This window comes from Amycolatopsis heterodermiae (genome assembly GCF_034929455.1).
Taxonomy (GTDB): Bacteria; Actinomycetota; Actinomycetes; order Mycobacteriales; family Pseudonocardiaceae; genus Amycolatopsis; species Amycolatopsis heterodermiae.
The window spans coordinates 169,526-190,456 of the sequence record NZ_JAYFSI010000012.1 but is presented as its reverse complement, the minus strand read 5'-3'; the positions used below and the strand labels follow the sequence as shown (position 1 = coordinate 190,456).

At 72.8% G+C, this 20,931-nt stretch carries 21 protein-coding genes; 14 read left to right on the top strand and 7 right to left on the bottom strand.

The window, feature by feature from the left end:
* The first annotated feature begins 174 nt into the window (after window positions 1-174).
* Window positions 175-1,572 (top strand): Dyp-type peroxidase, encoded by a 1,398-nt coding sequence (locus VA596_RS38530; protein ID WP_323334019.1) that lies wholly within the window; start codon window positions 175-177, stop codon window positions 1,570-1,572.
* A gap of 50 nt (window positions 1,573-1,622) precedes the next feature.
* Window positions 1,623-2,408 (top strand): DeoR/GlpR family DNA-binding transcription regulator, encoded by a 786-nt coding sequence (locus tag VA596_RS38525; RefSeq protein WP_323334017.1) that lies wholly within the window; start codon window positions 1,623-1,625, stop codon window positions 2,406-2,408.
* A 47-nt stretch (window positions 2,409-2,455) separates the two neighbouring features.
* Here VA596_RS38525 and VA596_RS38520 read toward each other — a convergent pair whose 3' ends face one another.
* The gene (locus VA596_RS38520; protein WP_323334301.1) at window positions 2,456-3,355 is read right to left on the bottom strand and encodes an ROK family protein; all 900 of its coding nucleotides are present in this window, start codon (window positions 3,353-3,355) and stop codon (window positions 2,456-2,458) included.
* 192 nt (window positions 3,356-3,547) lie between these two features.
* On the opposite strand from VA596_RS38520, the gene VA596_RS38515 reads away from it, so the two are divergent.
* The 3 genes from VA596_RS38515 to VA596_RS38505 all read left to right on the top strand — a co-directional run bounded on the left by VA596_RS38515 (window position 3,548) and on the right by VA596_RS38505 (window position 5,232).
* Window positions 3,548-3,757 (top strand): CbtB domain-containing protein, encoded by a 210-nt coding sequence (locus VA596_RS38515; protein ID WP_323334015.1) that lies wholly within the window; start codon window positions 3,548-3,550, stop codon window positions 3,755-3,757.
* An 18-nt stretch (window positions 3,758-3,775) separates the two neighbouring features.
* Window positions 3,776-4,543, top strand: a complete 768-nt coding sequence (locus tag VA596_RS38510; RefSeq protein WP_323334013.1) for a CbtA family protein — start codon at window positions 3,776-3,778, stop codon at window positions 4,541-4,543.
* A gap of 65 nt (window positions 4,544-4,608) precedes the next feature.
* Entirely contained in the window at window positions 4,609-5,232 is a 624-nt protein-coding gene (locus VA596_RS38505) for a DUF4190 domain-containing protein (RefSeq protein WP_323334011.1), read from the top strand.
* Between the two features lie 3 nt (window positions 5,233-5,235).
* Here VA596_RS38505 and VA596_RS38500 read toward each other — a convergent pair whose 3' ends face one another.
* Window positions 5,236-6,717: a cobyric acid synthase gene (locus VA596_RS38500; RefSeq protein WP_323334010.1), complete on the bottom strand. Its 1,482-nt coding sequence runs from the start codon at window positions 6,715-6,717 to the stop codon at window positions 5,236-5,238.
* Window positions 6,714-7,760, bottom strand: coding sequence for a cobalamin biosynthesis protein (locus VA596_RS38495; protein WP_323334008.1), 1,047 nt, complete (start codon window positions 7,758-7,760; stop codon window positions 6,714-6,716). The genes VA596_RS38500 and VA596_RS38495 overlap by 4 nt, the downstream gene beginning before the upstream one ends.
* 36 nt (window positions 7,761-7,796) lie before the next feature.
* On the opposite strand from VA596_RS38495, the gene VA596_RS38490 reads away from it, so the two are divergent.
* The 4 genes from VA596_RS38490 to VA596_RS38475 are packed head-to-tail and all read left to right on the top strand — an operon-like array spanning window position 7,797 to window position 10,795.
* Entirely contained in the window at window positions 7,797-8,438 is a 642-nt protein-coding gene (locus tag VA596_RS38490; RefSeq protein WP_323334006.1) for a bifunctional adenosylcobinamide kinase/adenosylcobinamide-phosphate guanylyltransferase, read from the top strand.
* Between the two features lie 13 nt (window positions 8,439-8,451).
* Entirely contained in the window at window positions 8,452-9,465 is a 1,014-nt protein-coding gene (gene cobT, locus VA596_RS38485) for a nicotinate-nucleotide--dimethylbenzimidazole phosphoribosyltransferase (RefSeq protein WP_323334004.1), read from the top strand.
* A gap of 23 nt (window positions 9,466-9,488) precedes the next feature.
* A complete protein-coding gene (locus VA596_RS38480) occupies window positions 9,489-10,220 on the top strand; it encodes an adenosylcobinamide-GDP ribazoletransferase (protein WP_323334002.1) in 732 nt (243 codons plus the stop codon).
* Window positions 10,221-10,234: 14 nt separating this feature from the next.
* Window positions 10,235-10,795 carry a sigma-70 family RNA polymerase sigma factor gene (locus VA596_RS38475; protein ID WP_323334000.1) on the top strand — a complete coding sequence of 187 codons (561 nt, stop codon included), beginning with the start codon at window positions 10,235-10,237 and terminating at the stop codon, window positions 10,793-10,795.
* 171 nt (window positions 10,796-10,966) lie between these two features.
* On the opposite strand, the gene cobC is transcribed toward VA596_RS38475, so the two are convergent.
* From cobC to VA596_RS38455, 4 genes are read right to left on the bottom strand one after another with little or no spacing between them, the layout of a single operon-like run.
* Window positions 10,967-11,983, bottom strand: coding sequence for an Rv2231c family pyridoxal phosphate-dependent protein CobC (gene cobC / locus VA596_RS38470; RefSeq protein WP_323333998.1), 1,017 nt, complete (start codon window positions 11,981-11,983; stop codon window positions 10,967-10,969).
* Window positions 11,976-13,313 carry a cobyrinate a,c-diamide synthase gene (locus VA596_RS38465; protein WP_458364030.1) on the bottom strand — a complete coding sequence of 446 codons (1,338 nt, stop codon included), beginning with the start codon at window positions 13,311-13,313 and terminating at the stop codon, window positions 11,976-11,978. The genes cobC and VA596_RS38465 overlap by 8 nt, the downstream gene beginning before the upstream one ends.
* Entirely contained in the window at window positions 13,307-13,921 is a 615-nt protein-coding gene (gene cobO, locus VA596_RS38460) for a cob(I)yrinic acid a,c-diamide adenosyltransferase (RefSeq protein ID WP_323333994.1), read from the bottom strand. Before cobO ends, VA596_RS38465 begins: the two co-directional genes overlap by 7 nt.
* Window positions 13,921-15,870: a putative cobaltochelatase gene (locus VA596_RS38455; protein ID WP_323333992.1), complete on the bottom strand. Its 1,950-nt coding sequence runs from the start codon at window positions 15,868-15,870 to the stop codon at window positions 13,921-13,923. The genes cobO and VA596_RS38455 overlap by 1 nt, the downstream gene beginning before the upstream one ends.
* 136 nt (window positions 15,871-16,006) lie before the next feature.
* Between VA596_RS38455 and cbiE the strand changes: the two genes are divergently transcribed.
* From cbiE to bluB, 5 genes are all read left to right on the top strand, one after another.
* Entirely contained in the window at window positions 16,007-17,131 is a 1,125-nt protein-coding gene (cbiE, locus tag VA596_RS38450; RefSeq protein WP_323333990.1) for a precorrin-6y C5,15-methyltransferase (decarboxylating) subunit CbiE, read from the top strand.
* 670 nt (window positions 17,132-17,801) lie between these two features.
* Window positions 17,802-18,560 carry a precorrin-4 C(11)-methyltransferase gene (gene cobM, locus VA596_RS38445; RefSeq protein ID WP_323333988.1) on the top strand — a complete coding sequence of 253 codons (759 nt, stop codon included), beginning with the start codon at window positions 17,802-17,804 and terminating at the stop codon, window positions 18,558-18,560.
* Window positions 18,557-19,573 carry a Gfo/Idh/MocA family protein gene (locus tag VA596_RS38440; protein ID WP_323333986.1) on the top strand — a complete coding sequence of 339 codons (1,017 nt, stop codon included), beginning with the start codon at window positions 18,557-18,559 and terminating at the stop codon, window positions 19,571-19,573. Before cobM ends, VA596_RS38440 begins: the two co-directional genes overlap by 4 nt.
* On the top strand, window positions 19,570-20,289 hold the full coding sequence (locus VA596_RS38435; RefSeq protein ID WP_323333984.1) for a cobalt-precorrin-6A reductase: 720 nt from the start codon (window positions 19,570-19,572) through the stop codon (window positions 20,287-20,289). Before VA596_RS38440 ends, VA596_RS38435 begins: the two co-directional genes overlap by 4 nt.
* Window positions 20,286-20,930, top strand: coding sequence for a 5,6-dimethylbenzimidazole synthase (gene bluB, locus VA596_RS38430; protein ID WP_323334300.1), 645 nt, complete (start codon window positions 20,286-20,288; stop codon window positions 20,928-20,930). Before VA596_RS38435 ends, bluB begins: the two co-directional genes overlap by 4 nt.
* The last annotated feature ends 1 nt before the right edge of the window (window position 20,931 follow it).

Sequence of the window (20,931 nt, the reverse complement as noted above, 5' to 3'; positions counted from 1 at the left end):
TGCACGGACCGCGTTTCCTTTCCGCGTTCAACTTAATCTTTCGTGTGAAACCGCCGAACCGGTGGCGCGAAGCCGCCGGTTCGTTGCATTCTGTCTTCAGGGGACCCGGCTGGCCGAAGGGGAGGCGCCGGCCGGGTACCGCCGCGAGGCGGTTTACTTGGGGAGGGGACCCTGATGTCTGTCGATCTGTCCACCACACTGTCCTGGACCACGGCGAGCGGCGACGCCGCGACGATGCTCGGCGAACTGCAGCCGAACATCCTCAAGGCGCACGTGCGTGATCACCTTTCGGCGCTGTTCCTGACGTTCGGCGACCCGGCGGAGGCGCGGGCCTTCCTCGTCTCGGTCACCGGGAAGATGAAGTCCGCCAAGGAACATCTCACCGAGGTCGGCGGGTTCAAGACCGGCGGCGGCGCCGGAACACCGTACGTCGGCGTCGGGCTCACCGCGCCGGGCTACCGCGTGCTCGGCGTCGAGAACTTCCCGCAGGACGAGGCGTTCCTGCGGGGCATGGCGGCCCCGGACACCCGGCGGCGGCTGGACGACCCGCCGCGCTCGACGTTCGATCCGGGCTACCACAGCGAAATCCACGCCGTCGTGCTCGTCGGGGACGCCACCGACAAGGCGATGACCGCGCGGCGCAACGAGATCCTCGACCTGCTGCCGGACTCCGTCACGGTCGCGGCGGAGGAGACCGGGCTCGGCCGGGTCAACGCGCGCGGCGAGGGCATCGAGCACTTCGGGTACGTCGACGGCCGGAGCCAGCCGTTGTTCCTGACCGAAGACGTCGACGCGGAAAAGAACAACACGGACGGCATCAACGTGTGGAACCCGGCGGCGCCGCTTTCCCAGGTATTGGTGTCCGACACCGCGGCGCCGGATCCTGGCGTGCATTTCGGCAGTTACTTCGTTTTCCGCAAGCTGGAGCAGAACGTCCGCCGGTTCAAGCAGGCGGAATCGGACCTCGCCGACACGCTCGGCCTCACCGGCGACGACCGCGAGCGCGCCGGCGCGATGATCATCGGCCGGTTCGAGGACGGCACGCCGCTGACCACCCAGCGGGAGGACGGCGCCGAGAGCCCGGTGTCGAACAACTTCACCTACGACGGCGACCGCGCCGCGCTCAAGTGCCCGTTCCAGGCGCACATCCGCAAGACGAACCCGCGCGGCTCCGGCGGCGCCGAGGAGCCGCCCGGCGAGCGGCTGCACCTGATGGCCCGCCGCGGCGTCACCTACGGCGAGCGCCCGGACGACCCGAACACGGACCTGCCGCCCGCGGCGCGCCCGAGCGGCGGCGTCGGGCTGCTGTTCATGGCCTTCAACTCGGTGCTGGGCAACCAGTTCGAGTTCACCCAGGCGATCTGGGCGGACAACCCGGGCTTCCCGATCGTGGACGGCGTCACCCCGGGCCTGGACCCGGTGATCGGCCAGGGCACGCGAGCACCGTCCGACTACACGGTCGACTGGGGCGGCTCGGCCCGGCGCACGGCGGACCCGGTGCCGCAGTCGGTCACCCTCAAGGGCGGCGAATACTTCTTCATGCCGTCGCTGGCGTTCCTCCGTTCGCTCTGATTACCCGGTACCTTGGTCGCTCTGGGTGAAGTGCGGCGAAAGGGACGGGGTTGGACCGGCACGAACGGCTCAGCGCACTGCTGGACATGGTGGGGCAGCGGGACAAGATCGACGTCGAGGCCTCCGCGGAGGAGCTCGACGTCTCCCCCGCCACGATCCGGCGCGATCTGGACCACCTGGCCGGCCGCCGGCTGCTGACCCGCACCCGGGGCGGGGCGGTGGCGAGCAACGTCGCGTACGACCTGCCGCTGCGGCACAAGGCCGCGCGCAACGCGCCGGAGAAGCAGCGCATCAGCGCGGCCGCCGCCCGGCTGGTCGAGCGCGGCATGGTGCTGGGCCTCAACGGCGGCACGACGAGCACCGAGGTCGCCCGCGCGCTGGCCCTGCGCCCGGAACTGGCCGAACGCGACGGCTCACCGGCGCTGACGGTGGTGACGAACGCGCTCAACATCGCGCACGAGCTGGCGGTCCGGCCGAACATCAAGATCGTGGTCACCGGCGGCGTGGCCCGGCAGCACTCGTTCGAGCTGACGGGCCCGCTGGCCAGCCTGTTCCTCGACCAGATCACCCTGGACCTGGTCTTCCTGGGCGTGGACGCGTTCGACCCCGAGCGCGGCGCGTACGCCCACCACGAAGGCGAGGCGAGCATCAACCGCTTGCTGGCGTCCCGGGCGCGCCAGGTGGTGGTGATCGCGGACAGCGGCAAACTGGGCGGCCACGCGTTCGCCCGCATCTGCGACACCACGGCCGTCCACCAGCTGATCACGGACTCGGGCGCGGACCCGGAGCAGGTGGCAGCCTTCGAAGCAGCGGGAGTCGAGGTCGTGACGGCCTGAGCGGCCTCTGTTCATTCTATAGGCTCTGAACTGCGAAAACCCGCCCCTCAGAGCGCCGCCAGCCGGTCCAAGGCCAGCAGCGCCGCGCCCAGCCGGCCCGCCTCGTCCCCCAGCTTCGCGATCCGCAGCTCCGGCATCTTCTGGAACGTCAGGTGCGCGGCCAGCCAGTCGCGCACCGGCTCCAGGACGTAGTCCGCCGCCGTGAACAGGCCGCCGCCCAGGACGATCACCTCCGGGCCCAGCAGCGTCAGCAGGGTGCGGATGCCGTGGCCGAGGCCGTCCAGGGCGTCCTGGACCACCTCCACCGCCACCTCGTCGCCGTGGCGGGCCAGCTCCACCACCTCGCGGGCGCCGTCGGCCGGGCGGCCCGTGCGTTCGGTGTAGCGGCGGGCGATCGCCGCCGCCGACGAGATCGCCTCCAGGCAGCCGATCGCGCCGCAGCCGCACTTCAGCGAGTGGCCGACGTCGATGTGCCCGACCTCGCCCGCCTGCCCGCCCGCCCGGTGGATCCGGCCGTCGAGCAGCAGCGCGGCCGCGATCCCGGTGCCGACCGGGATGAACGCCGCGTTCCGCACCCCCTGCCCGGCGCCGACGCGGAACTCGGCGATGCCGCCCGCGGTGACGTCGTGCCCGAACGCCACCGGGAGGCCGACCCGATCCTCCAGCAGCTCGCCGAAGTGGACCTCGCGCCAGTCGAGGTTGGCCGAGAAGTGGCAGATCCGGGTCTCCTCGTCGACGATCCCCGGCACCACCACGCCGACCGCCGCGGGTGTCTCCGTGCCGGCCTGCTCGGCCAGCGAAGCCACGATGTCCGCCACCTGCGCGGCGAGCGCCGTGCCGTCCGCGCTGCGCGCCGTCTCGGCCCGCAGCGTCGCCTTCGGCTGCAGCTGCTCGTCGAGCAGCGCCGCCTTGATCGTCGTACCGCCCACGTCGAGGGCCGCCACCATTCGAGTCACCGGCGCATTGTCACATTGACGGGCCCGGAAGTGCGGACCTACGCTCAACCGGCAAGACGACGAATTCCGGAACGCGGTGCAAGTCCGCGCGGTCGCGCCACTGTGACCCCTGCGAGGGGGAAGCCAGACCCGGACCGTTGTACGACCCCGATGAGGCCGCGAAAGCCCGAGGAGGCCCCCACCATGTCGCAAGCGGCAGCTCCCGCCGTTCCGCTCCCCGTCCGGATCCCGATCCGCGAGATCGTCCCGTGGGCGGTGTTCGTGGTGCTCCTCGCCCTGATCGCCGTCTACTTCGTGAGCGCCGAGCAGGGCGCCACCTCGATCTTCGCGAACATGTACGTCCACGAGTTCGTGCACGACGGCCGGCACCTGCTGGCCTTCCCCTGCCACTGATCGGCGGCACGTACTTTCATGATGAAGAACCTGCTGGTCCGCGGCATGCTCGCGGGCCTGATCGCCGGTGTGCTCGCGTTCGGTTTCGCCTACGCGTTCGGCGAGCCGCCGGTCGACACGTCCATCGGCCTCGAAGAGACCCTCTCGCACGACCACGCCCACGACGCCGGGACCGCCGACACCGGCCAGGCCGCCGAAGCACCCGAAGAGGAGCTCGTCCCGCGGGACATCCAGAGCACCGTCGGGCTGCTGACCGGGGTGCTGGTCTACGCCGTCGCGATCGGTGGCCTGCTCTCGCTCGCCTTCGCGTTCGCCCAAGGACGGCTCGGCAGCCTGCGGCCGCGCGTGACGGCGTTGCTGCTCACCGGCGGCGCGTTCGCCGTGGTGTTCCTGGTCCCGTTCCTGAAGTACCCGGCCAACCCGCCCGCGGTGGGCCAGCCGGGCACGATCGGCTCGCGCACCGAGCTGTACTTCGGGTTCGTCGCGGTGTCGCTGCTCGCGGGCATCCTGGCGACGGTGTTCGGCCGCAAGCTCGCGGACCGCTTCGGCGCGCTGAACGGCTTCCTCCTCGCGGCGGCGGGCTACGTCGTGGTGGTCGCCCTGGTGGCGTGGCTGATGCCGGTGGTCGACGAGGTCCCGGCGGCGTTCCCGGCGTCGACGCTCTGGCGCTTCCGCACGGCCTCGATCGGCACGCAGGCAACGCTCTGGCTGGCCCTGGGCCTGTCCTTCGGTGCCCTCGCGGAGAAGTCGCTGAACAAGAAGGCCCCGGCCGCCGCCGTTTCGTGATCACCGAGCCGGCGCCGCTCCTCTAGGATTTCCCCGCCGGGTCGGGGGATTCCGGAGGGGGAGTCTTGTTCGACGACACGCGCTCGACGCTGTCCAACCACAGCCAGACGACGGTCCGCGGACCCGTCGAGTCCGCCGGGACCGACGGGTTCGCGATCACGGCGTTCGTCATGGGGCTGCTCGGGCTGGTCCCGTTCGCGTTCGGTTTCGGGATCCGCGCGGTGGTCCGGACCAGCCGCACCGGCCGGAGCGGCAGCGGCTTGGCGATCGCCGGGATGGTGCTCGCCGTGCTCTGGCTGGGTGTCGGCCTCGTCGCGATCACGCCGCAGCGCGCGGCCGCCCCGGACTACGTCGGCGGCATGGCGGTCGGCGACTGCCTGGACGCCGGCGCGGACGGCGGGAACGTGATCCGGATGGCCTGCGACGTGCCGCACGACGAGCAGATCGCCGCCCGGGTCGACGTCGCCAACGGCGAGGAGGCCTATCCGGGCCTCACCACGCTGCGGGAGCTGGCGCAGCCGTTGTGCCGGATCGCGGGAGCCGCGTACTTCACCGGCGGCACCCCGCCGCCCGGCCTGGAGTTCCGCGCACACGTCCCGACCGAGTCGTCGTGGCGCACCGGGGACCGGGCGGCGACCTGCACGTTCGGAAAGGCGAGCGGCAAGCTCACCGAGCACGTCGGGCCGTGACGGCTAGGGCGCGCCGGGCGGCACGAACGGCAGGCCCTTCGGCGCGCCCAGCTCCAGCACCGTGAGCAGCGCGGCCGTGTCGAGGTGCTCGTCGACGGCGTCCGCCAGCCGGTCCAGCATGTCCTCGCGCAGGACGGCGAAGCCCGGGGCGTCCGGGGACGGCGTCCACGCGACGCCCGCCTGCGCCGCCGCCTCGGTGAGCCACGCGCGGCGGAAGGCGTCGTTCTCGAACGCGCCGTGCCACAGGGTTCCCCAGACCGCGCCGGACCGGTGACCGTCCAGAAAGGACTCCAGGGGCGCGGACGCCGTCACCGAGCCGTGGTGGATCTCGTAGGCGTCGACGCGGGTGCCGCGCCACTCGCCCGACGGGCGCGCGAGCACCTTCTCCTCGGCGAACGTCACCCGGGCCGGCAGCAGGCCCAGGCCCGCCACCTCGCCCGCGCCGGACTCGACGTCGTCCACAATGGACTCCGCGAGCATCTGGTAGCCACCGCAGATGCCGAGGACCGGCTTTCCGGCCGCGGCGCGGGCGGCCAGAGCGGTGTCGAGGCCGCGGGCGCGCAGCCAGGCCAGGTCGCCGACCGTGGCGCGGGAACCGGGCAGCACCACGACGTCCGCCGCCGCGACCGTATCCGGGTCGGCGGTGAGCGACACCGTGACGCCGGGTTCGGCAGCGAGGGCGTCGACGTCGGTCGCGTTGGACGCGCGCGGGAACCGGACCACCGCCACGCTCAGGCCGCCGCCATGGGCCTCCCGGCGCCAGCCGGCCGCGGCCAGCGCGTCCTCGGAGTCGATCCACACCCGGTCGAGCCAGGGCAGCACGCCCAGCACCGGCCGTCCGGTCACCTTCTCGAGGCTGTCGAGCCCGGGGCGCAGCAGGCCGACGTCGCCGCGGAACTTGTTGACGACCCAGCCCGCGACGAGCGCCTGGTCCTCGGCCGAGAGCAGCGCGAGGGTGCCGAACATCGCGGCGAGCACGCCACCGCGATCGATGTCACCGACCACGAGCACGGGCAGCCCGAACCGCCGCGCCAGCCCCAGGTTGACGTAGTCGCCGCCGCGCAGGTTGATCTCCGCGGGGCTGCCGGCGCCTTCGCAGACGACGACGTCGTAGCGCGCGCTGAGGTCTTCGAACGCGCCGAAGGCGATCTCGGCGAGCCCGGCCCGCCCGGTCGCGTACTCCCCCGCTTCGAGCGTCCCGAAGGGCTTCCCGAGGGCGACGACGTGGCTGCGCCGATCACTGCCGGGCTTGAGCAGCACGGGATTCATCGCGGCCTCGGGTTCGACGCGGGCCGCGCGCGCCTGCAACCACTGGGCGCGCCCGATCTCGGCACCGTCGGCGCAGACCATGGAGTTGTTGGACATGTTCTGCGCCTTGAACGGCGCGACGCGCACCCCGCGCCGCGCGAGCCACCGGCAGATCCCGGAGGTGACGAGGCTCTTGCCGGCATCGGACGTCGTCCCCGCGACGAGCAGGCCGCTCATCGGGCACCCTCGGAGTTGTCCACAGCCGCGGAGTTGTCCACAGATCGCCGAGCGGCCCTTCCCCCGGCCGCCACCCCGATAGACTGGACAGGGGCCGCCCCCCGGGGAGTGGTGGGGGCTGCCACCGCGGCGACGATGACCGCGGCGAGCCCGACCAGGCGGGAAAGTCGCACCGCCCGCCGCAGGTCGACCGGCTCCGGATCGCGCCCCTCGCCCAAGCGGGCCCGGCGCTCGACCTCACCCCCGTAGCTGTTCGTGCCGCCCAGCCGGATGTCCAGCGCGCCGGCGAACGCGGCCTCCACCTGGCCCGCGTTCGGGCTCGGGTGCAGGCCGCCGTCGCGTCGCCAGACCCGCCAGGCCGCCCGCGCACGCCCACCGGCGAGGGGCGCGCACAACGCCGTGAGCGCCGCCCCGAGCCGGGACGGCGCCAGGTTCACCAGGTCGTCGGCGCGCGCCGCGGCCCACCCGAACTCGCGGTAACGCTCCGACCGATACCCCACCATCGCGTCGAGCGTGTTGAGCGCGCGGTAGCCGAGCAGGCCGGGCAACCCGGCGACAGCTCCCCAGAACAGCGGCGCGACCACGGCGTCCGACGTGTTCTCCGCGATCGACTCGGTCGCCGCGCGGGTCAGCTCGGCGGAGTCGAGCGTCGTCGCGTCGCGCGCGCAGAGGTGCGAAAGCCGCGTACGCGCCGAAGGCACTTCGCCCGCTTCGAGCAGTCTGGCCATCTCCGCGCCTTCGTCCGCGAGACCACGTCCACCGAGTACGACCCACGTACAGACGGCAGTAGCCGCGAAGCGTGCGAAGGGCCTTCGCCGCGTCGCGGTCTGAAGCGCGGCGCCAAGGCCGACAGCCGTGAAGGCGCACAAGCCCGCGTACGCGGCTCCGCGCGGCTTCGAGTCGGCCCACAGGCGCTGCTCCAGACGAGCGGCGGCGGTGCCGAAGATCGCGACCGGATGCCCCTGACGGGGGTCACCGAACAGGGCGTCGGCGACATATCCGGTAACGAGTCCGGCCGCGGTTGTCCCTAGACGGAGTGGCACGTGGCGCACGTTAGCGCGTGCACCACAATGCCCGGTATGACTGTGTCCAACGCCGCCTCCGCGGGAAAGCAAACGTCGGCGGGGCTGAGCCACCGGCTAGCCGGGTATCTCGAAAACCTGGCCCGCGCCCTCCGCCGGTACGGACGCGACGAAGGAAAGGTGCTCGTCCTCGGCGGGGTCCGCTCGGGGAAGTCACGGCACGCCGAGCGGCTCGTCGCCCGCCACCCGCACCTCGTCTACGTCGCGCCCGGCCTGCCCGCGAGCGACGACGACCCCGAATGGGCCGCGCGGGTGGCCGCGCACCAGGCGCGGCGGCCGTCGAACTGGAAGACCGTCGAGACGACGGACCTGGCGGGCACCCTCCGGAAGGCGACCGAGCCGCTGCTGATCGACTGCCTCGGCACCTGGCTCTCGCGGGTGCTGGACGACGTCGGCGCGTGGGAGCAGAAGCGCGGCTGGGAGCACCGGCTGGACGACCGCCTCGAGGACTTCCTGGCCGCGTGGGCCGCGGCGCGGGTACCGGTGGTCGCGGTCAGCAACGAGGTCGGCAGCGGTGTGGTGCCCGCAACCTCGTCCGGACGGCTGTTCCGTGATGTGCTGGGGGCACTCAACAACCGGGTGTCCGCCGACGCCGACCGGGTCCAGCTGGTCGTCGCGGGCCGGGTGCTCGACCTGTAGACCGGAGGCGCCCGTGTTCGACGTACCCGTGCCCGACCCCGCCGCCCGCGCCGCCGCGCTCGAGCGGCTCGACGGCCTCGTCAAGCCGCTCGGCGCGCTGGGCAGGCTGGAAGAGATCGCCGCCTGGCTGGCCGCGGCGCACGGCAGCGTGCCGCCGCGTCCCCTGAACGACGTCCGCGTGGTCGTCTTCGCGGGCGACCACGGCGTGTCCGCGCTCTCGGCGTACCCGCGCGAGGTGACCGCGGCGATGGTGCGGGTGTTCCTCGCCGGCAAGAGCGGCGTGAACGTGCTGGCCGCACAGGTCGGGGCCAAGGTGCGGGTCGCCGACATCGGCGTCGACTGGGACGGCTCGGACGTCCCCGCGGACGTGACGGCCCACAAGATCCGCCGCGGTTCCGGCTCGATCGACGTCGAGGACGCCCTCGAACCGGGCGAAGCGCAGGCGGCGTTCGACGCGGGCCGCGCGATCGCGGACGAAGAACGTGACGCGGACGTGCTGATCCCGGGAGACATGGGCATCGGCAACACGGCGATGTGCGCGGCCCTGGTCGCGGCTTCGCTCGGCCTGCCGGCCGCCGAGGTCGTCGGCACCGGCACCGGCGTCGACGCGGCGGGCCTGGACCGCAAGACGGCGGCGGTCGCGGCGGCGCTGACGCGCACCGAGGGCCGCGTGGAGGACCCGTTCGAGCGCCTGACGGCCCTGGGCAGCGCGTGCGTGGCGGCCACGGCCGGGTTCCTGGTCCAGGCGGCGGTCCACGGCATCCCGGTGGTCCTGGACGGCGTCTTCTCGGGAGCGGCGGCCCTGGTGGCACGCGACATCGCGCCGGGCGCGGAGCAGTGGTGGCTGGCCGGGCACCGCTCGACGGAGCCGTCGCAGGCGTTCGCGCTGAAGGCACTGGGCTTGGACCCGATCCTGGACCTGGGACTGCGGCTGGGTGAGGGAAGCGGCGCCGTCCAGGCGATCCCGACGCTGCGCGCGGCCCGGGCGATCCTCGCAGAAATGGGCCTGCTGGCCGATCTCACGTGAGTCGCTGGGGTGATGCCGCGCGGATGGCCGCCGGGACGCTGACCACCGTGCCCGTCCCGGCGCCGCGCGTCATCGATCGGCGCGTTGCCGGGGGCGCCATGCTGCTCGCGCCGCTCGCCGCCGTTCCGCTGGCCGTGGCGGCCGCGCTGGCGGTCGCCGCCGGCCAGGCCGTGCACCTGCCCGCCCTCGCCACTGCCGGGCTGGCGCTCGGCGCGGTGGCCCTCGGCAGCCGCGGCCTGCACCTCGACGGGCTCGCCGACACCGCCGACGGCCTCGGCGCCTCCTACGACCGCGCCAAGGCCCTCGACGTCATGCGCCGCGGCGACTCCGGGCCGACCGGGGTCGCGACGCTGGTGTTCGTCCTGCTCGTCCAGGTCGGCGCGCTGGCCGGGGCGATCACCGCGAACCACGGCGTCGCGGCCGCCGTGGTGGCGGTGCTCGCCGGGCGCTGCACGCTGTCGATGTCCTGCGCGAACGGCGTCCCTTCGGCCCGGCCGGAGGGACTCGGCGCGACCGTCGCTGGCTCCGTGCCCAAGGTCGCGGCAGCGGCCGTGGCTTTGGGCGCCGCGGCGTTGGCGGCACTCGCGCCGGGCCTGGCCTGGTGGCGCGGACCGCTGGCGGTCTTGCTGGCCTACGCCGTCGCCGCGGCGCTCCTCCTCCGCTGCACGAAACGGCTCGGCGGCGTCACCGGCGACGTCCTCGGAGCGGGCGTCGAAGTGGGCGTTGCGGCCGCGTTGCTCGCGCTGTCAACCTGAGGCCTCCGCCCGGCGTGTACCAGGTAAACGCCGAGGAGGACACCCTGAGCGCTGACACCGCCGTGGACCTGGCGGAACCCTTCCGTGCCCACCGCCCCGGCCTCGTCCGGCTGGCCGTGCTGCTGCTCGGCGACCGCGGCCTCGCCGAGGACGTCGTGCAGGACGCATTCGTCGCGCTCTTCAAGCGGTGGCCGCTCGACGACCCGGCCGGCGCCGGCGGCTACCTGCGCGTCTCGGTCGTCAACGGCGCCCGCTCCGCCGAAGCCCTGCTCGACGAGGAACACCGCGAGGTCATCGCCGCCGTGCGGCAACTGCCGCGGCGGCAACGGGACGTGCTCGTGCTGCGGTACTGGTCCGGCCTTTCGGAAGCCGAGATCGCCGACACGCTCGGCGTCTCCCGCAGCACGGTCAAGACCTGCGCGTCCCGCGCGCTCGCAAAACTGAAAGGCAGCTCCGATGACCGACGCCGGAACCCGGCTGCGCCGCCGTTCACCTACCGCGCCCGACTCACAGCTTCCTGCCGAACTTCGAGATCACCACCCACTGCGGCGTCGACGAGGTGCAGAGCGGCCTGAACTTCTACGAAGCCGAAAAGCCCCTGTACGGACCGAACGGCGGAGCACCGGCGGGCTGGGGTGATCCCTACCAGGAGGGCACGATGTTCTTGACCGAACCCGGGTTCATGGAGTTCCGCGACGCCCGGGGCCACGTCGTGGAGTTCCGGCTCCGCCGCGGCGCGACGTCGTTCAAACACACCTGCGCAGTGCCGTGAGGAAGGCGTCCGTCACCTCACGGTCGCGCACTGCCAGGCGCAGGTGGTCCGGCCCCAGCCCGGGAAACGTGTCGCCGCGGCGGACCGCGTAGCCCGCTTCACGCAGCCGCGCACGGACGTCGGCGCCGCCTGGGATGCGGATCAGGACGAACGGGCCGCGTGGTTCACCGAGAACGGGAACACCCGCCGCGGCCAAGCCGGACACCAGGTAGTCACGGTCCGATTCCGCCGCCACAGCAAGCTTTTCGGCTTCCTCCACAGCGGACGGACGGCAGCACGCCACCGTCGCGACACCGGCCAAAGTGGACACCGACCACGGCACCTGGACCGCACGCAGCCGTTCGATCACAGAAGGCTCGGCGAGCACGTAACCCGCCCGCAATCCCGCCAGGCCCCAGGTTTTCGTCAAGCTGCGCAGCACCACGACACCAGGAAAGCCATGAGCCAGGCTTTCGACCTCACCGGGAACCGCGTCGAGGAACGCCTCGTCGACGACCAGCAACCGGCCGGGCCGCGCCAGCGCACGCAGGGAAGAAGCCGGGTGCAGCACCGACGTCGGGTTCGTCGGGTTGCCGACGAACACCAGGTCCGCGTCCTCGGGCACCGCGGCCGGGTCGAGCACGAATCCGTCCACTTCGGACAGGATCACCCTTGAGACCGCGTGCCCGGCGGCCCGCAGCGCGGCCTCCGGTTCGGTGAACTGCGGGTGCACGACGACCGCGTGGCGCGGCCGCAGCGCCGACGCAAGTAGCGTGAACGCCTCCGCGGCCCCTGCGGTCACCAGCACCTCCGCAGGGGAACGGCCGTGCCGCGCCGCCACCGCGGAAGTTGCTTCAACGGTGGATGGATAGGCCGCGAGAGTGTCCAAAGAGGACGCCAGCTCGGCCCGCAGCCACGACGGCGGCCGCGGCAGCCGGACGTTCACCGCGAGATCCACCAGCCCCGGCCCGACCTCGCGGTCGCCGTGGTGGTGGAGGTCGTAGTCACCCATGGGCGAACGCGCGGACGTTCGACGCGAACCGCTGCGCCAGCTCGGGGTACCCGGCCCAGTGGACGTGCAGGTAGGACGCGTGCAGTGTCGGCGACACGAAGCCGTCCAGTTGCCGGTCCCAGCCCCAGGCCGCCGAAGGGCCGTGCGACGGCGTGACTTCCGTGCGGTGGAACTCGTGCCCGGTGACGCGCTGACCGGCCGTGGCCAGCACGTTGTCCTCGACGGCGACCGCGCGCCGGTACCCGAGCTTGCCCCGCGCGGTCATCTTGGCGTCGGCCGGCACCGCGCCGACCATCGGCACACCGTCCAGCGACTGGCACAGGTACAGCAGCCCGGCGCATTCCGCGCTGACCGGCATCCCGCGGTCGACGGCCTTCGCGACCTCGGCGCGCAACGCCGTGTTCGCCGACAGCTCGGCCGCGTGCACCTCGGGGAACCCGCCGCCGAAGTACAGGCCGGCGCAGCCGTCCGGCAACGTCTTGTCCCGCAACGGGTCGACGTCCACGACGTCGACCCCGCAGGCCGCGAGCAGCTCGATGTTCTCGGTGTAGCGGAAGGTGAACGCCGGGCCGCCCGCGGCCGCGACCGTCACGCGTGGACCGTCCACACCGGACGGTTCCCACATCGGAGCCGAAAGCCGGGAAGCGCCCGACGCGATCCGGACGATCGCTTCCAGATCGACGCCGTCGGTGACCCACGCGGCCAGCGACGGCAGCACCCGCTCGGCTTCCGAGGCTCGTTCCGCCGCAGGCACGAGCCCGAGGTGACGGCTCGGCGCGTGGATCTCTTCGTTGCGGTACAACGCACCCAGCAGCGGCACGCCGGTGGCTTCCAGCGCAGAGGCGATCTCGTCGAGGTGCCGCTGCGAGCCCAGCTTGTTGAGGATGACGCCGGCCAGCCGCACCCGCGTGTCGTAGGACGCGAACCCCAGCACGGTCGCCGCGACGCTGCGCGAGGCCGCCGACGCGTCGACCACCAGCACCACCGGCGCGTCGATCAGCCGGGCCACGTGCGCGGTCGAGGCGTAGCCCTCGGTGCCGAGCGCGCCGTCGAACAGGCCCATCACGCCTTCGATCACGGCGATGTCCGCGTCCCGGGAACCGTGCCGCAGCAACGGGATCAGCGTGTCCTCACCCTGCAGGAACGGGTCGAGGTTGCGGGCCGGACGTCCCGTCGCGAGGGCGTGGTAGCTCGGGTCGATGAAGTCGGGGCCGACCTTGTGCCCGGACACCCGGTGCCCGGCCGCGCGCAGGGCCGCCATCAGGCCGGCGGCGATGGTGGTCTTGCCGTGCCCGGAACCGGGCGCGGCGATCACCACGCGCGCTACCACTCGATCCCCCGCTGGCCCTTCTGGCCGGCGTCCATCGGGTGCTTCACCTTGGTCATCTCGGCGACCAGGTCGGCGGCTTCGACCAGCTCCGGCGGCGCGTACCGGCCGGTGATGACCACGTGCTGGTGCCCCGGCCGATCGACCAAAGTGGACACGACGTCGTCGACTTCGAGCCAGCCCCACTTGAGCAGGTAGGAGAACTCGTCGAGGACGTAGAAGTCGTGCGTCTCGGCGGCCAGCCTTCGCTTGATCTCCGCCCAGCCCTCACGCGCGTTCGTCGCGTGGTCCTCGTCGGTGCCGGACTTGCGCGCCCAGCTCCAGCCCTCACCCATCTTGTGCCACTCGACGGGCCCGCCCTCGCCGGTGTCGTCGTGCAGCTTGCCCAGCGCGCGGAACGCGGCTTCCTCGCCGACGCGCCACTTCGCCGACTTGACGAACTGGAACACGCCGATCGACCAGCCCTGGTTCCAGGCCCGCAGCGCCATCCCGAACGCCGCGGTCGACTTGCCCTTCATCTCGCCGGTGTGCACGGCGAGCAGCGGCCGGTTGCGACGCTGGCGCGTGGTCAGCCCGTCCTTCGGGACGACTTCCGGTTTCCCCTGCGGCATCAGGCAGCCCTTCCCGCGGTGCGCGCGCGGACGGCGTCGGCGAGGGACTCCGCGGCGACGTCGGCCAGCGGCACGTGCTCGCCGCCGAGGTGCGCGGCCAGATCCGCGGCGAGGCCGAGGCGCATCTTGCCGCTTTCGCAGTCCATCACCACGGTCGTGACGCCGGTGAGCAGCCCGGCCGCGGCCTGGGCGCGCGCGACGGCGTTCGCGCCGCTGGTGGCGCGGCCGTCGGTGACGACGACCAGCAGCGGACGGCGTCGCGGATCGCGGATCTCTTCGACCCGCAGGACTCGCGCGGCTTCCAGGAGTCCTTCGGCCAGCGGCGTCCGGCCGCCGGTGGGCAGGCCTTCGAGGCGGGACGCGGCCGCGTCGACGCTGATCGTCGGCGGCAGCGCGAGTTCGGCGGAGTCACCGCGGAAAGTGACCAGCCCGACCTTGTCGCGGCGCTGGTAGGCGTCGAGCAGCAGCGAAAGCACCGCGGACTTGACCTCGCGCATGCGGGCCTTCGCGCCCATCGAGCCCGACGCGTCCACGCAGAACAGCACGAGGTTGCCCTCACGGCCTTCGCGCAGCGCGAACCGCAGGTCCTGCCGCCGCATCTTCAGGCCGGCGCCCTCGCGGCCGCGGGCTTTCTGGTGCGGGGCCGCAGCTTTGACGGTGGCGACCAGGTGCGGCCGCCCGTCCCGGACGCTCGGGGGCTGGACGCCGATGGTGCGCCCGCTGTCGGTGATCGCGCGCGACCGGCGTCCGCGCTCGCCCTCGCCGATGCCCTTGACGCGGAACACGCGGGCCTTGAACGTCTCCCCGGCACCGACGGTCTTCTGCTGCCCGCCGCTTTGCTGCTGAGGCTGGCCCTGCGGCGCGTCGCCGCCTTGTGGGACGTCTTGCGGCGCCTCGGGCGGCGTCGAACCGGAGCCGGGGCCGTCGTCCTCGGGGCCGGGCGGCTGAGCGTCCTGCAGGGCTTGCTCCAGCTGCTCTTCCGAGATTCCGGGCGCGTCGAACGGGTTGCGGCGCCGCCGGTGCGGCAGCGCGAGCCGCGCGGCGACACGGACGTCTTCGGTGGTCACCTCGTCGCGGCCGGCCCAGGCCGCGTGCGCGACCGCGGCACGCGCGGTGACGATGTCCGCGCGCATGCCGTCGACCTCGAACGACGCGCAGATCTCGGCGATCTGCCGCAGCGCGTCGTCGGGAAGCTTGACGGCGGGCAGAAGCCGTTGCGCCGACTCGATTTCCTCGGCGAGGCGGGTGTCGGCTTCGGCGTACCCGGCGGCAAAGGCGTCCGGGTCGGCTTCGTAGGCCAGGCGGCGGCGGACGACCTCGACGCGCTGCTCCGGGTCGCGACTGGAGGCGACCTCGACGGTCAGGCCGAACCGGTCCAGCAGCTGCGGGCGCAGCTCGCCTTCCTCGGGGTTCATGGTGCCGATCAGCACGAACCGCGCCGCGTGCGACACCGAGACGCCCTCGCGCTCGACGGTCGCCTGGCCCATCGCGGCGGCGTCGAGCAGGGTGTCGACGAGGTGGTCGTGCAGCAGGTTGACCTCGTCGACGTACAGCAGCCCGCGGTGCGCGGCGGCGAGCAGGCCGGGCTGGTAGTCCGTGACGCCCTCGGCCAGGGCCTTCTCCAGGTTCAGCGAGCCGACGACGCGGTCTTCGGCGGCGCCGACGGGCAGTTCGACCAGCCGCGCGGGACGCCGGTGACTGTTCGCGGCGCCGTGCGGGCCGTCCGGGCAGAGCGGGTCGGGCGCCGCGGGATCACACGAAAAGCGGCAGCCGTCGACGACCTCGACCCCCGGCAGCAGGCCCGCGAGCGCGCGGACCATGGTCGACTTCGCGGTGCCCTTCTCGCCCCGCACCAGCACCCCGCCCACGGCGGGCGAGATCGAGGACAGGATCAGCGCGAGGCGCAGGTCCGGCATCCCGACGACGGCGGTGAACGGGTACGGCTTCAACAGCACTCCTTCAGCGGCGGAGGTCGGCGTCCAGCCGATCATCGCACAGCGCCCGCCTCGCTTAGGGTGGGAAATCGTGCGCGAAGAATCACGTCCACCAGCCGACGAACGGCCCCCTCCGCGACGCCTGACGGTCGTGGGGATCGGGGCCGACGGCTGGCCCGGTCTGTCGGAACAGGCGCAGGCCCTGGTGCTCGGCGCCGACGTCGTCATCGGCGCGCCGCGGCAGCTGGGATACCTGCCCGCGGACGTGCCGGCGGTGGCCTGGCCGTCGCCGTTGCTGCCCGGGCTCGACGCGCTGCTCGCCGAGCACGAAGGCCACCGTGTGTGCGTCCTGGCCAGCGGAGATCCGTTTTTGTCGGGGGTGGGTTCTACGCTGGTGGCCCATGGATACGAAGTCGAGGCGCTGCCCGCGCTCTCGTCGGTGACACTGGCCCGGGCCCGGCTGGGCTGGTCCGCCGAGGAGACCGAGGTGGTGACCCTCGTCGGCCGATCGTCGGCGCGCGTGGCCCGGGTGCTGGCGCCGCTCCGGCGAGTGCTCGTGCTGGGTGCCGACGCGGCGGCTCTGCGCTCCCTGCTCACCGTGCGGGGTTATGGCGAGAGCGAGCTGTTCGCGCTGGAGAACCTGGGCGGGCCCGAAGAGCGCATCTCCGACGGCTGGACCGGCGATCCCGGTCCGCTGACGGTGTTCGCGCTGGAGTGCACCGGCCCGGCGCTGCCCCTGATCGGCATCCCGGACGAGGTGTACGCCCACGACGGCCAGCTGACGAAGCGCGACCTGCGGGTCTCGGCACTGGCCCGGCTCGCCCCGACCCCCGGCGAACTGCTGTGGGACGTCGGGGCGGGCGCGGGCAGCGTCGGCATCGAATGGTCGCGGATGCACGGGCTGAACCGCGCGATCGCGATCGAGCGTGAGCCCGAGCGCGCCGAGCGAATCGGCCGCAACGCGGTGGACCTGGGAGTACCGGAACTGGAGGTGGTGACCGGAGAAGCACCCGAAGCGCTGAGCGCACTACCCGAACCGGACGCCGTCTTCATCGGCGGCGGGGTGACACTGCCGGGCGTCCTGGACGCATGCCTGGCCACGGGCGCCCGAGTGGTGGCGCACGGAGTCACGCTGGAGGCCGAGCAGGTACTGGCCCGCACGTACGACCAGTACGGCGGCGAGCTGCTGCGAATAGCGGTCGAACGAGCCGCACCGCTGGGCGGCTTCACAGGCTGGACCCCGGCGCGCACGGTCACGCAGTGGAGCAGCCAATGACCGGCGCTACTGCGGCTTGTGACCGCACTCCGCCTTGCAGCCTCGAGAAGCGGCGACCGGCAGGCTGCGCCACTGCAGCCCACACCCGCGCAGGCCGGCGGGCGGCCAATCGCGCCGACACCTACGCGGCACGGCGGCCATCCGGCCGTGCCACCGCGGCCTGGGCCGCCGAGGCACGGCCAACGACCGGTCGCGCCACCGGCGCCCGCACCCACGGGCAACGGCGACCGACCGGCCACGCCGCGCTGACTCGTAGCCGAGCGGAACGGCGACCGGAAGGCTGCGCCACCGGCACCCATACCCGCGCGGCACAACGAGCGACCGGCGGCACAACACCGGACCGGGTCAGCAGAGCACGGCCAAGGCCCGGTCGCGCCGCCGGCGCGCGCACCCACGCGGCACGGCCAACGACCGGTAACGGCACCGGCGCGCGCCCCCACAGGGCACAGCCAACAGCTGGTTGCACCACCGCAACCCGCACCCACGCGGCACGCCCAACGACCGGTTGCAGCGCCGCAACCCGCACCTGCGCGGCACGACCAGCGGCTGGCTACTGCGCCCACACCCAGGGGCAACGGCAACCAACCAGCCACACCGCGACGGCCCACGCACCTCAGGCACGACCAACGACCGGCCACGCCACCGCAAACCACTTCACGGGGAGCAGCCGATGACCGTGTACTTCGTCGGTGCCGGACCCGGGGCCGCGGACCTGATCACCGTGCGCGGGCGGGACCTCCTTGGCCGCTGCGGCGTGTGCCTCTACCCCGGCAGCTTGACACCGCCCGCCCTGCTCGCCTACTGCCCCGGCGCCGAGCAGGTCGACACCGCCGGCCTCAGCCTCGAGCAGATCGTCGAGAAGCTGGTCCAAGCGCACCACGCCGGGCACGAGGTCGTGCGGTTGTGCTCTGGTGATCCGTCGCTCTACAGCGCCGTCGCCGAGCAGGTGCGGCGGCTTGATGCCGCCGGTGTGCCCTACGAGGTCGTGCCCGGGGTGCCCGCCTTTGCCGCGTCGGCCGCTGTGCTCGGGCGGGAGCTGACCGTGCCCGAGGTGGGGCAGAGCCTGATCATCACTCGCGTCCAGGCCCGGTCGACCGCGATGCCGCCCGGCGAGACCCTCGCCGCGTTCGCCGCCACCGGGGCGACCCTTGCGCTGCACCTGGCGATCAACCACGTCGAGCGGGTCACCGAAGAACTGAGCCCGCATTACGGCGCCGACTGCCCCGTCGCCGTCGTGGCGCTCGCCAGTCAGCCGGGCGAGACCGTGGTGCGCGGGGTGCTCGCCGAGCTTCCGGAGCTGGTGCGGGAAGCCGGGATGACGCGGGCGGCGACCATCTTCGTCGGCCGGGTGCTCGCCGCCGCCGGGTTTCCGGACAGCTTCCTCTATTCCAGTGCCCGCGACCGGGCGAACCAACCGGAGTCGTTGTGACGCAACTGCGCTGGGGGCTGCTGGCCGCCGGGACCATCGCCGCCGAGTTCGCCGCGGGCGTCGACGAGAGCAGGCACGGCGTGCTGACCGCCGTCGCCGCGCGGTCCGCCGACCGGGCGCGGGACTTCGCGACGCGCTTCGAGATCCCAAAGGCCTACGGCAGCTACGAAGACCTCCTCGCCGACCCGGATGTCGACGCGGTCTACGTCTCGACGCCGCACCCGATGCACCGGGAATGGGCGATCGCGGCGGCCGAAGCGGGCAAGCACGTGCTGTGCGAGAAGCCCCTCACCGTCACGGCCGCCGACGCCGAGGAGGTCATCGCCGCCGCCCGCAAGCAGGACGTCTTCCTGATGGAGGCGTTCATGTACCGGCTGCACCCGCAGACGCGGCGGCTGGCCGAGCTGGTCTCCTCCGGCGCGATCGGCGAGGTGCGCGCGGTCGACGTGACCTTCAGCTACGACGTCGAAGACGCCGAGGTCGAGCGGCTCGGCGACCTCGCGCTCGGTGGCGGCGGGATCCTCGACGTCGGCTGCTACTGCACGTCGCTGGCCCGGCTGGTCGCGCAGGCGGCACTCGGCGTCGACGTCGTCGAGCCGGAAGAGGTGACGGGGATGGCGAAGCTGTCCGCGTCCGGCGTCGACGAATACGCGACCGGCCTGCTGCGGCTGCCGGGCGACATCCTCGCGCGGCTGTCGTGCGGGTTCCGGCTGGCGCAGGAGGACGGCATCCACGTCTACGGCAGCCGAGGCAGCATCACCGTGCCGCGCCCGGCGTGGATCCACGCGCTCCGCAAGCCCGTGACGTCGCAGATCGTCATGACCCCGCACGACGGGGCGCCCGAGGTCATCGAGATCGAAGCGAGCCAGGGCCTCTTCGCACGCGAAGCGGATCACGTCGCCACGCACATCGGCGACCGGCAGGCACCGGAGCTGACCTGGGCCGAGACGCTGGCCAACATGCGGACGCTCGACCGCTGGCGCGAAGCCGTCGGCTACGGACGTCCTTCGTGATCCTCGTCCTCGGCGGAACGGCCGAAGCGCGGAAGCTCGCTTCGGTGCTGACAGACCGCGGAGTGCGCGTCGTGTCTTCGCTGGCGGGACGCGTCGCGCGGCCACGGCTCCCGGTCGGCGATGTGCGCGTAGGCGGCTTCGGTGGCCCGGAAGGCCTCGCGGCGTACCTGCGCGAGAACGGCGTACGCGCTGTCGTGGACGCGACGCACCCCTTCGCCGAGCGAATCGGTGCCAACGCCGCGAAAGCCGCCGAACTCACGAAAATCCCGCTGCTGCGGCTCGCGCGGCCCGGCTGGGAAGCGGGCGAAGGCGACCTCTGGCACTGGGCGGACGACCTCGACGACGCCGCGAGAAAGCTCCCGGACCTGGGCAAACGCGTCTTCCTGACCAGCGGGCGCCAGGGGCTGCCCGCCTTCGCGCACCTCGACGACCTCTGGTTCCTGATCCGCTGCGTCGACCCGCCCGAGCCGCCGCTGCCCCGGCACCACGAGCTGCTCCTCGCGCGCGGACCGTACGAAGTGGACAGCGAGCGCAAACTGCTCGCCCGCGTCGACGTTCTCGTGACAAAGGATTCCGGTGGCGGCCTGACCAGTGCCAAACTCACGGCCGCACGCGCACTGCGTGTGCCCGTGCTGCTGGTCCGGCGACCACCGAGGCCCGTCACGGAGACCGCCGAGACCGTGCCCGGAGCCGTTGAATGGGTCCTGAAGCGTTGATCGAAGTGTTCTACGAGGTCCTGCGCAAACGCCGGGACGTCCGCGGCGAGTTCACCGGCGAGCCGATCCCCGAAGCCACCCTGACGAGGATCCTCGAGGCCGCGCACGCCGCGCCCAGCGTGGGGCTCACGCAGCCGTGGGACTTCGTGCTGGTCGACGACCACACGACCCGCGAGCGGTTCGCGAAACACGTCCACGAAGAGCGGGACGTCTTCGCCGGACAGCTCACCGAAGAGCGCGCCGGCACCTTCGCGAACATCAAGATCGAGGGCATCCTCGAGTCGAGCCTCGGCATCGTCGTCACCTACGACCCGGCGCGCGGCGCCCCCGACGTCCTGGGCCGGCACGCGATCGCCGACGCCGGCCTGTACTCGGTCTGCCTGGCCATCCAGAACCTCTGGCTGGCCGCGACCGCCGAAGGCCTCGGCGTCGGCTGGGTCAGCTTCTACCGCGAAGCGTTCCTCGGCGAGCTGCTCGGCGTCCCCGGCGGCGTCCGCCCGGTCGCGTGGCTCTGCGTCGGCCCGGTGAGCCGGCTCGAAACCGTGCCCGACCTGGAGCGTCACGGCTGGCGCAGCCGCCGTCCCCTGAGCGAGGCGATACACCACGGCCGGTTCACGCCGCGTGACCCGGGGTCTGCGTAAA

What these genes read in the sequence shown, in the direction of transcription:
- VA596_RS38530 (WP_323334019.1), top strand. Translation starts at nt 175, where the DNA reads ATGTCTGTCGATCTGTCCACCACACTGTCCTGGACCACGGCGAGCGGC.
- VA596_RS38520 (WP_323334301.1), bottom strand. Translation starts at nt 3,355, where the DNA reads ATGGTGGCGGCCCTCGACGTGGGCGGTACGACGATCAAGGCGGCGCTG.
- VA596_RS38515 (WP_323334015.1), top strand. Translation starts at nt 3,548, where the DNA reads ATGTCGCAAGCGGCAGCTCCCGCCGTTCCGCTCCCCGTCCGGATCCCG.
- VA596_RS38510 (WP_323334013.1), top strand. Translation starts at nt 3,776, where the DNA reads ATGATGAAGAACCTGCTGGTCCGCGGCATGCTCGCGGGCCTGATCGCC.
- VA596_RS38500 (WP_323334010.1), bottom strand. Translation starts at nt 6,717, where the DNA reads ATGAGCGGCCTGCTCGTCGCGGGGACGACGTCCGATGCCGGCAAGAGC.
- VA596_RS38490 (WP_323334006.1), top strand. Translation starts at nt 7,797, where the DNA reads ATGACTGTGTCCAACGCCGCCTCCGCGGGAAAGCAAACGTCGGCGGGG.
- VA596_RS38480 (WP_323334002.1), top strand. Translation starts at nt 9,489, where the DNA reads ATGGCCGCCGGGACGCTGACCACCGTGCCCGTCCCGGCGCCGCGCGTC.
- cobC (WP_323333998.1), bottom strand. Translation starts at nt 11,983, where the DNA reads ATGGGTGACTACGACCTCCACCACCACGGCGACCGCGAGGTCGGGCCG.
- cobO (WP_323333994.1), bottom strand. Translation starts at nt 13,921, where the DNA reads ATGCCGCAGGGGAAACCGGAAGTCGTCCCGAAGGACGGGCTGACCACG.
- cobM (WP_323333988.1), top strand. Translation starts at nt 17,802, where the DNA reads ATGACCGTGTACTTCGTCGGTGCCGGACCCGGGGCCGCGGACCTGATC.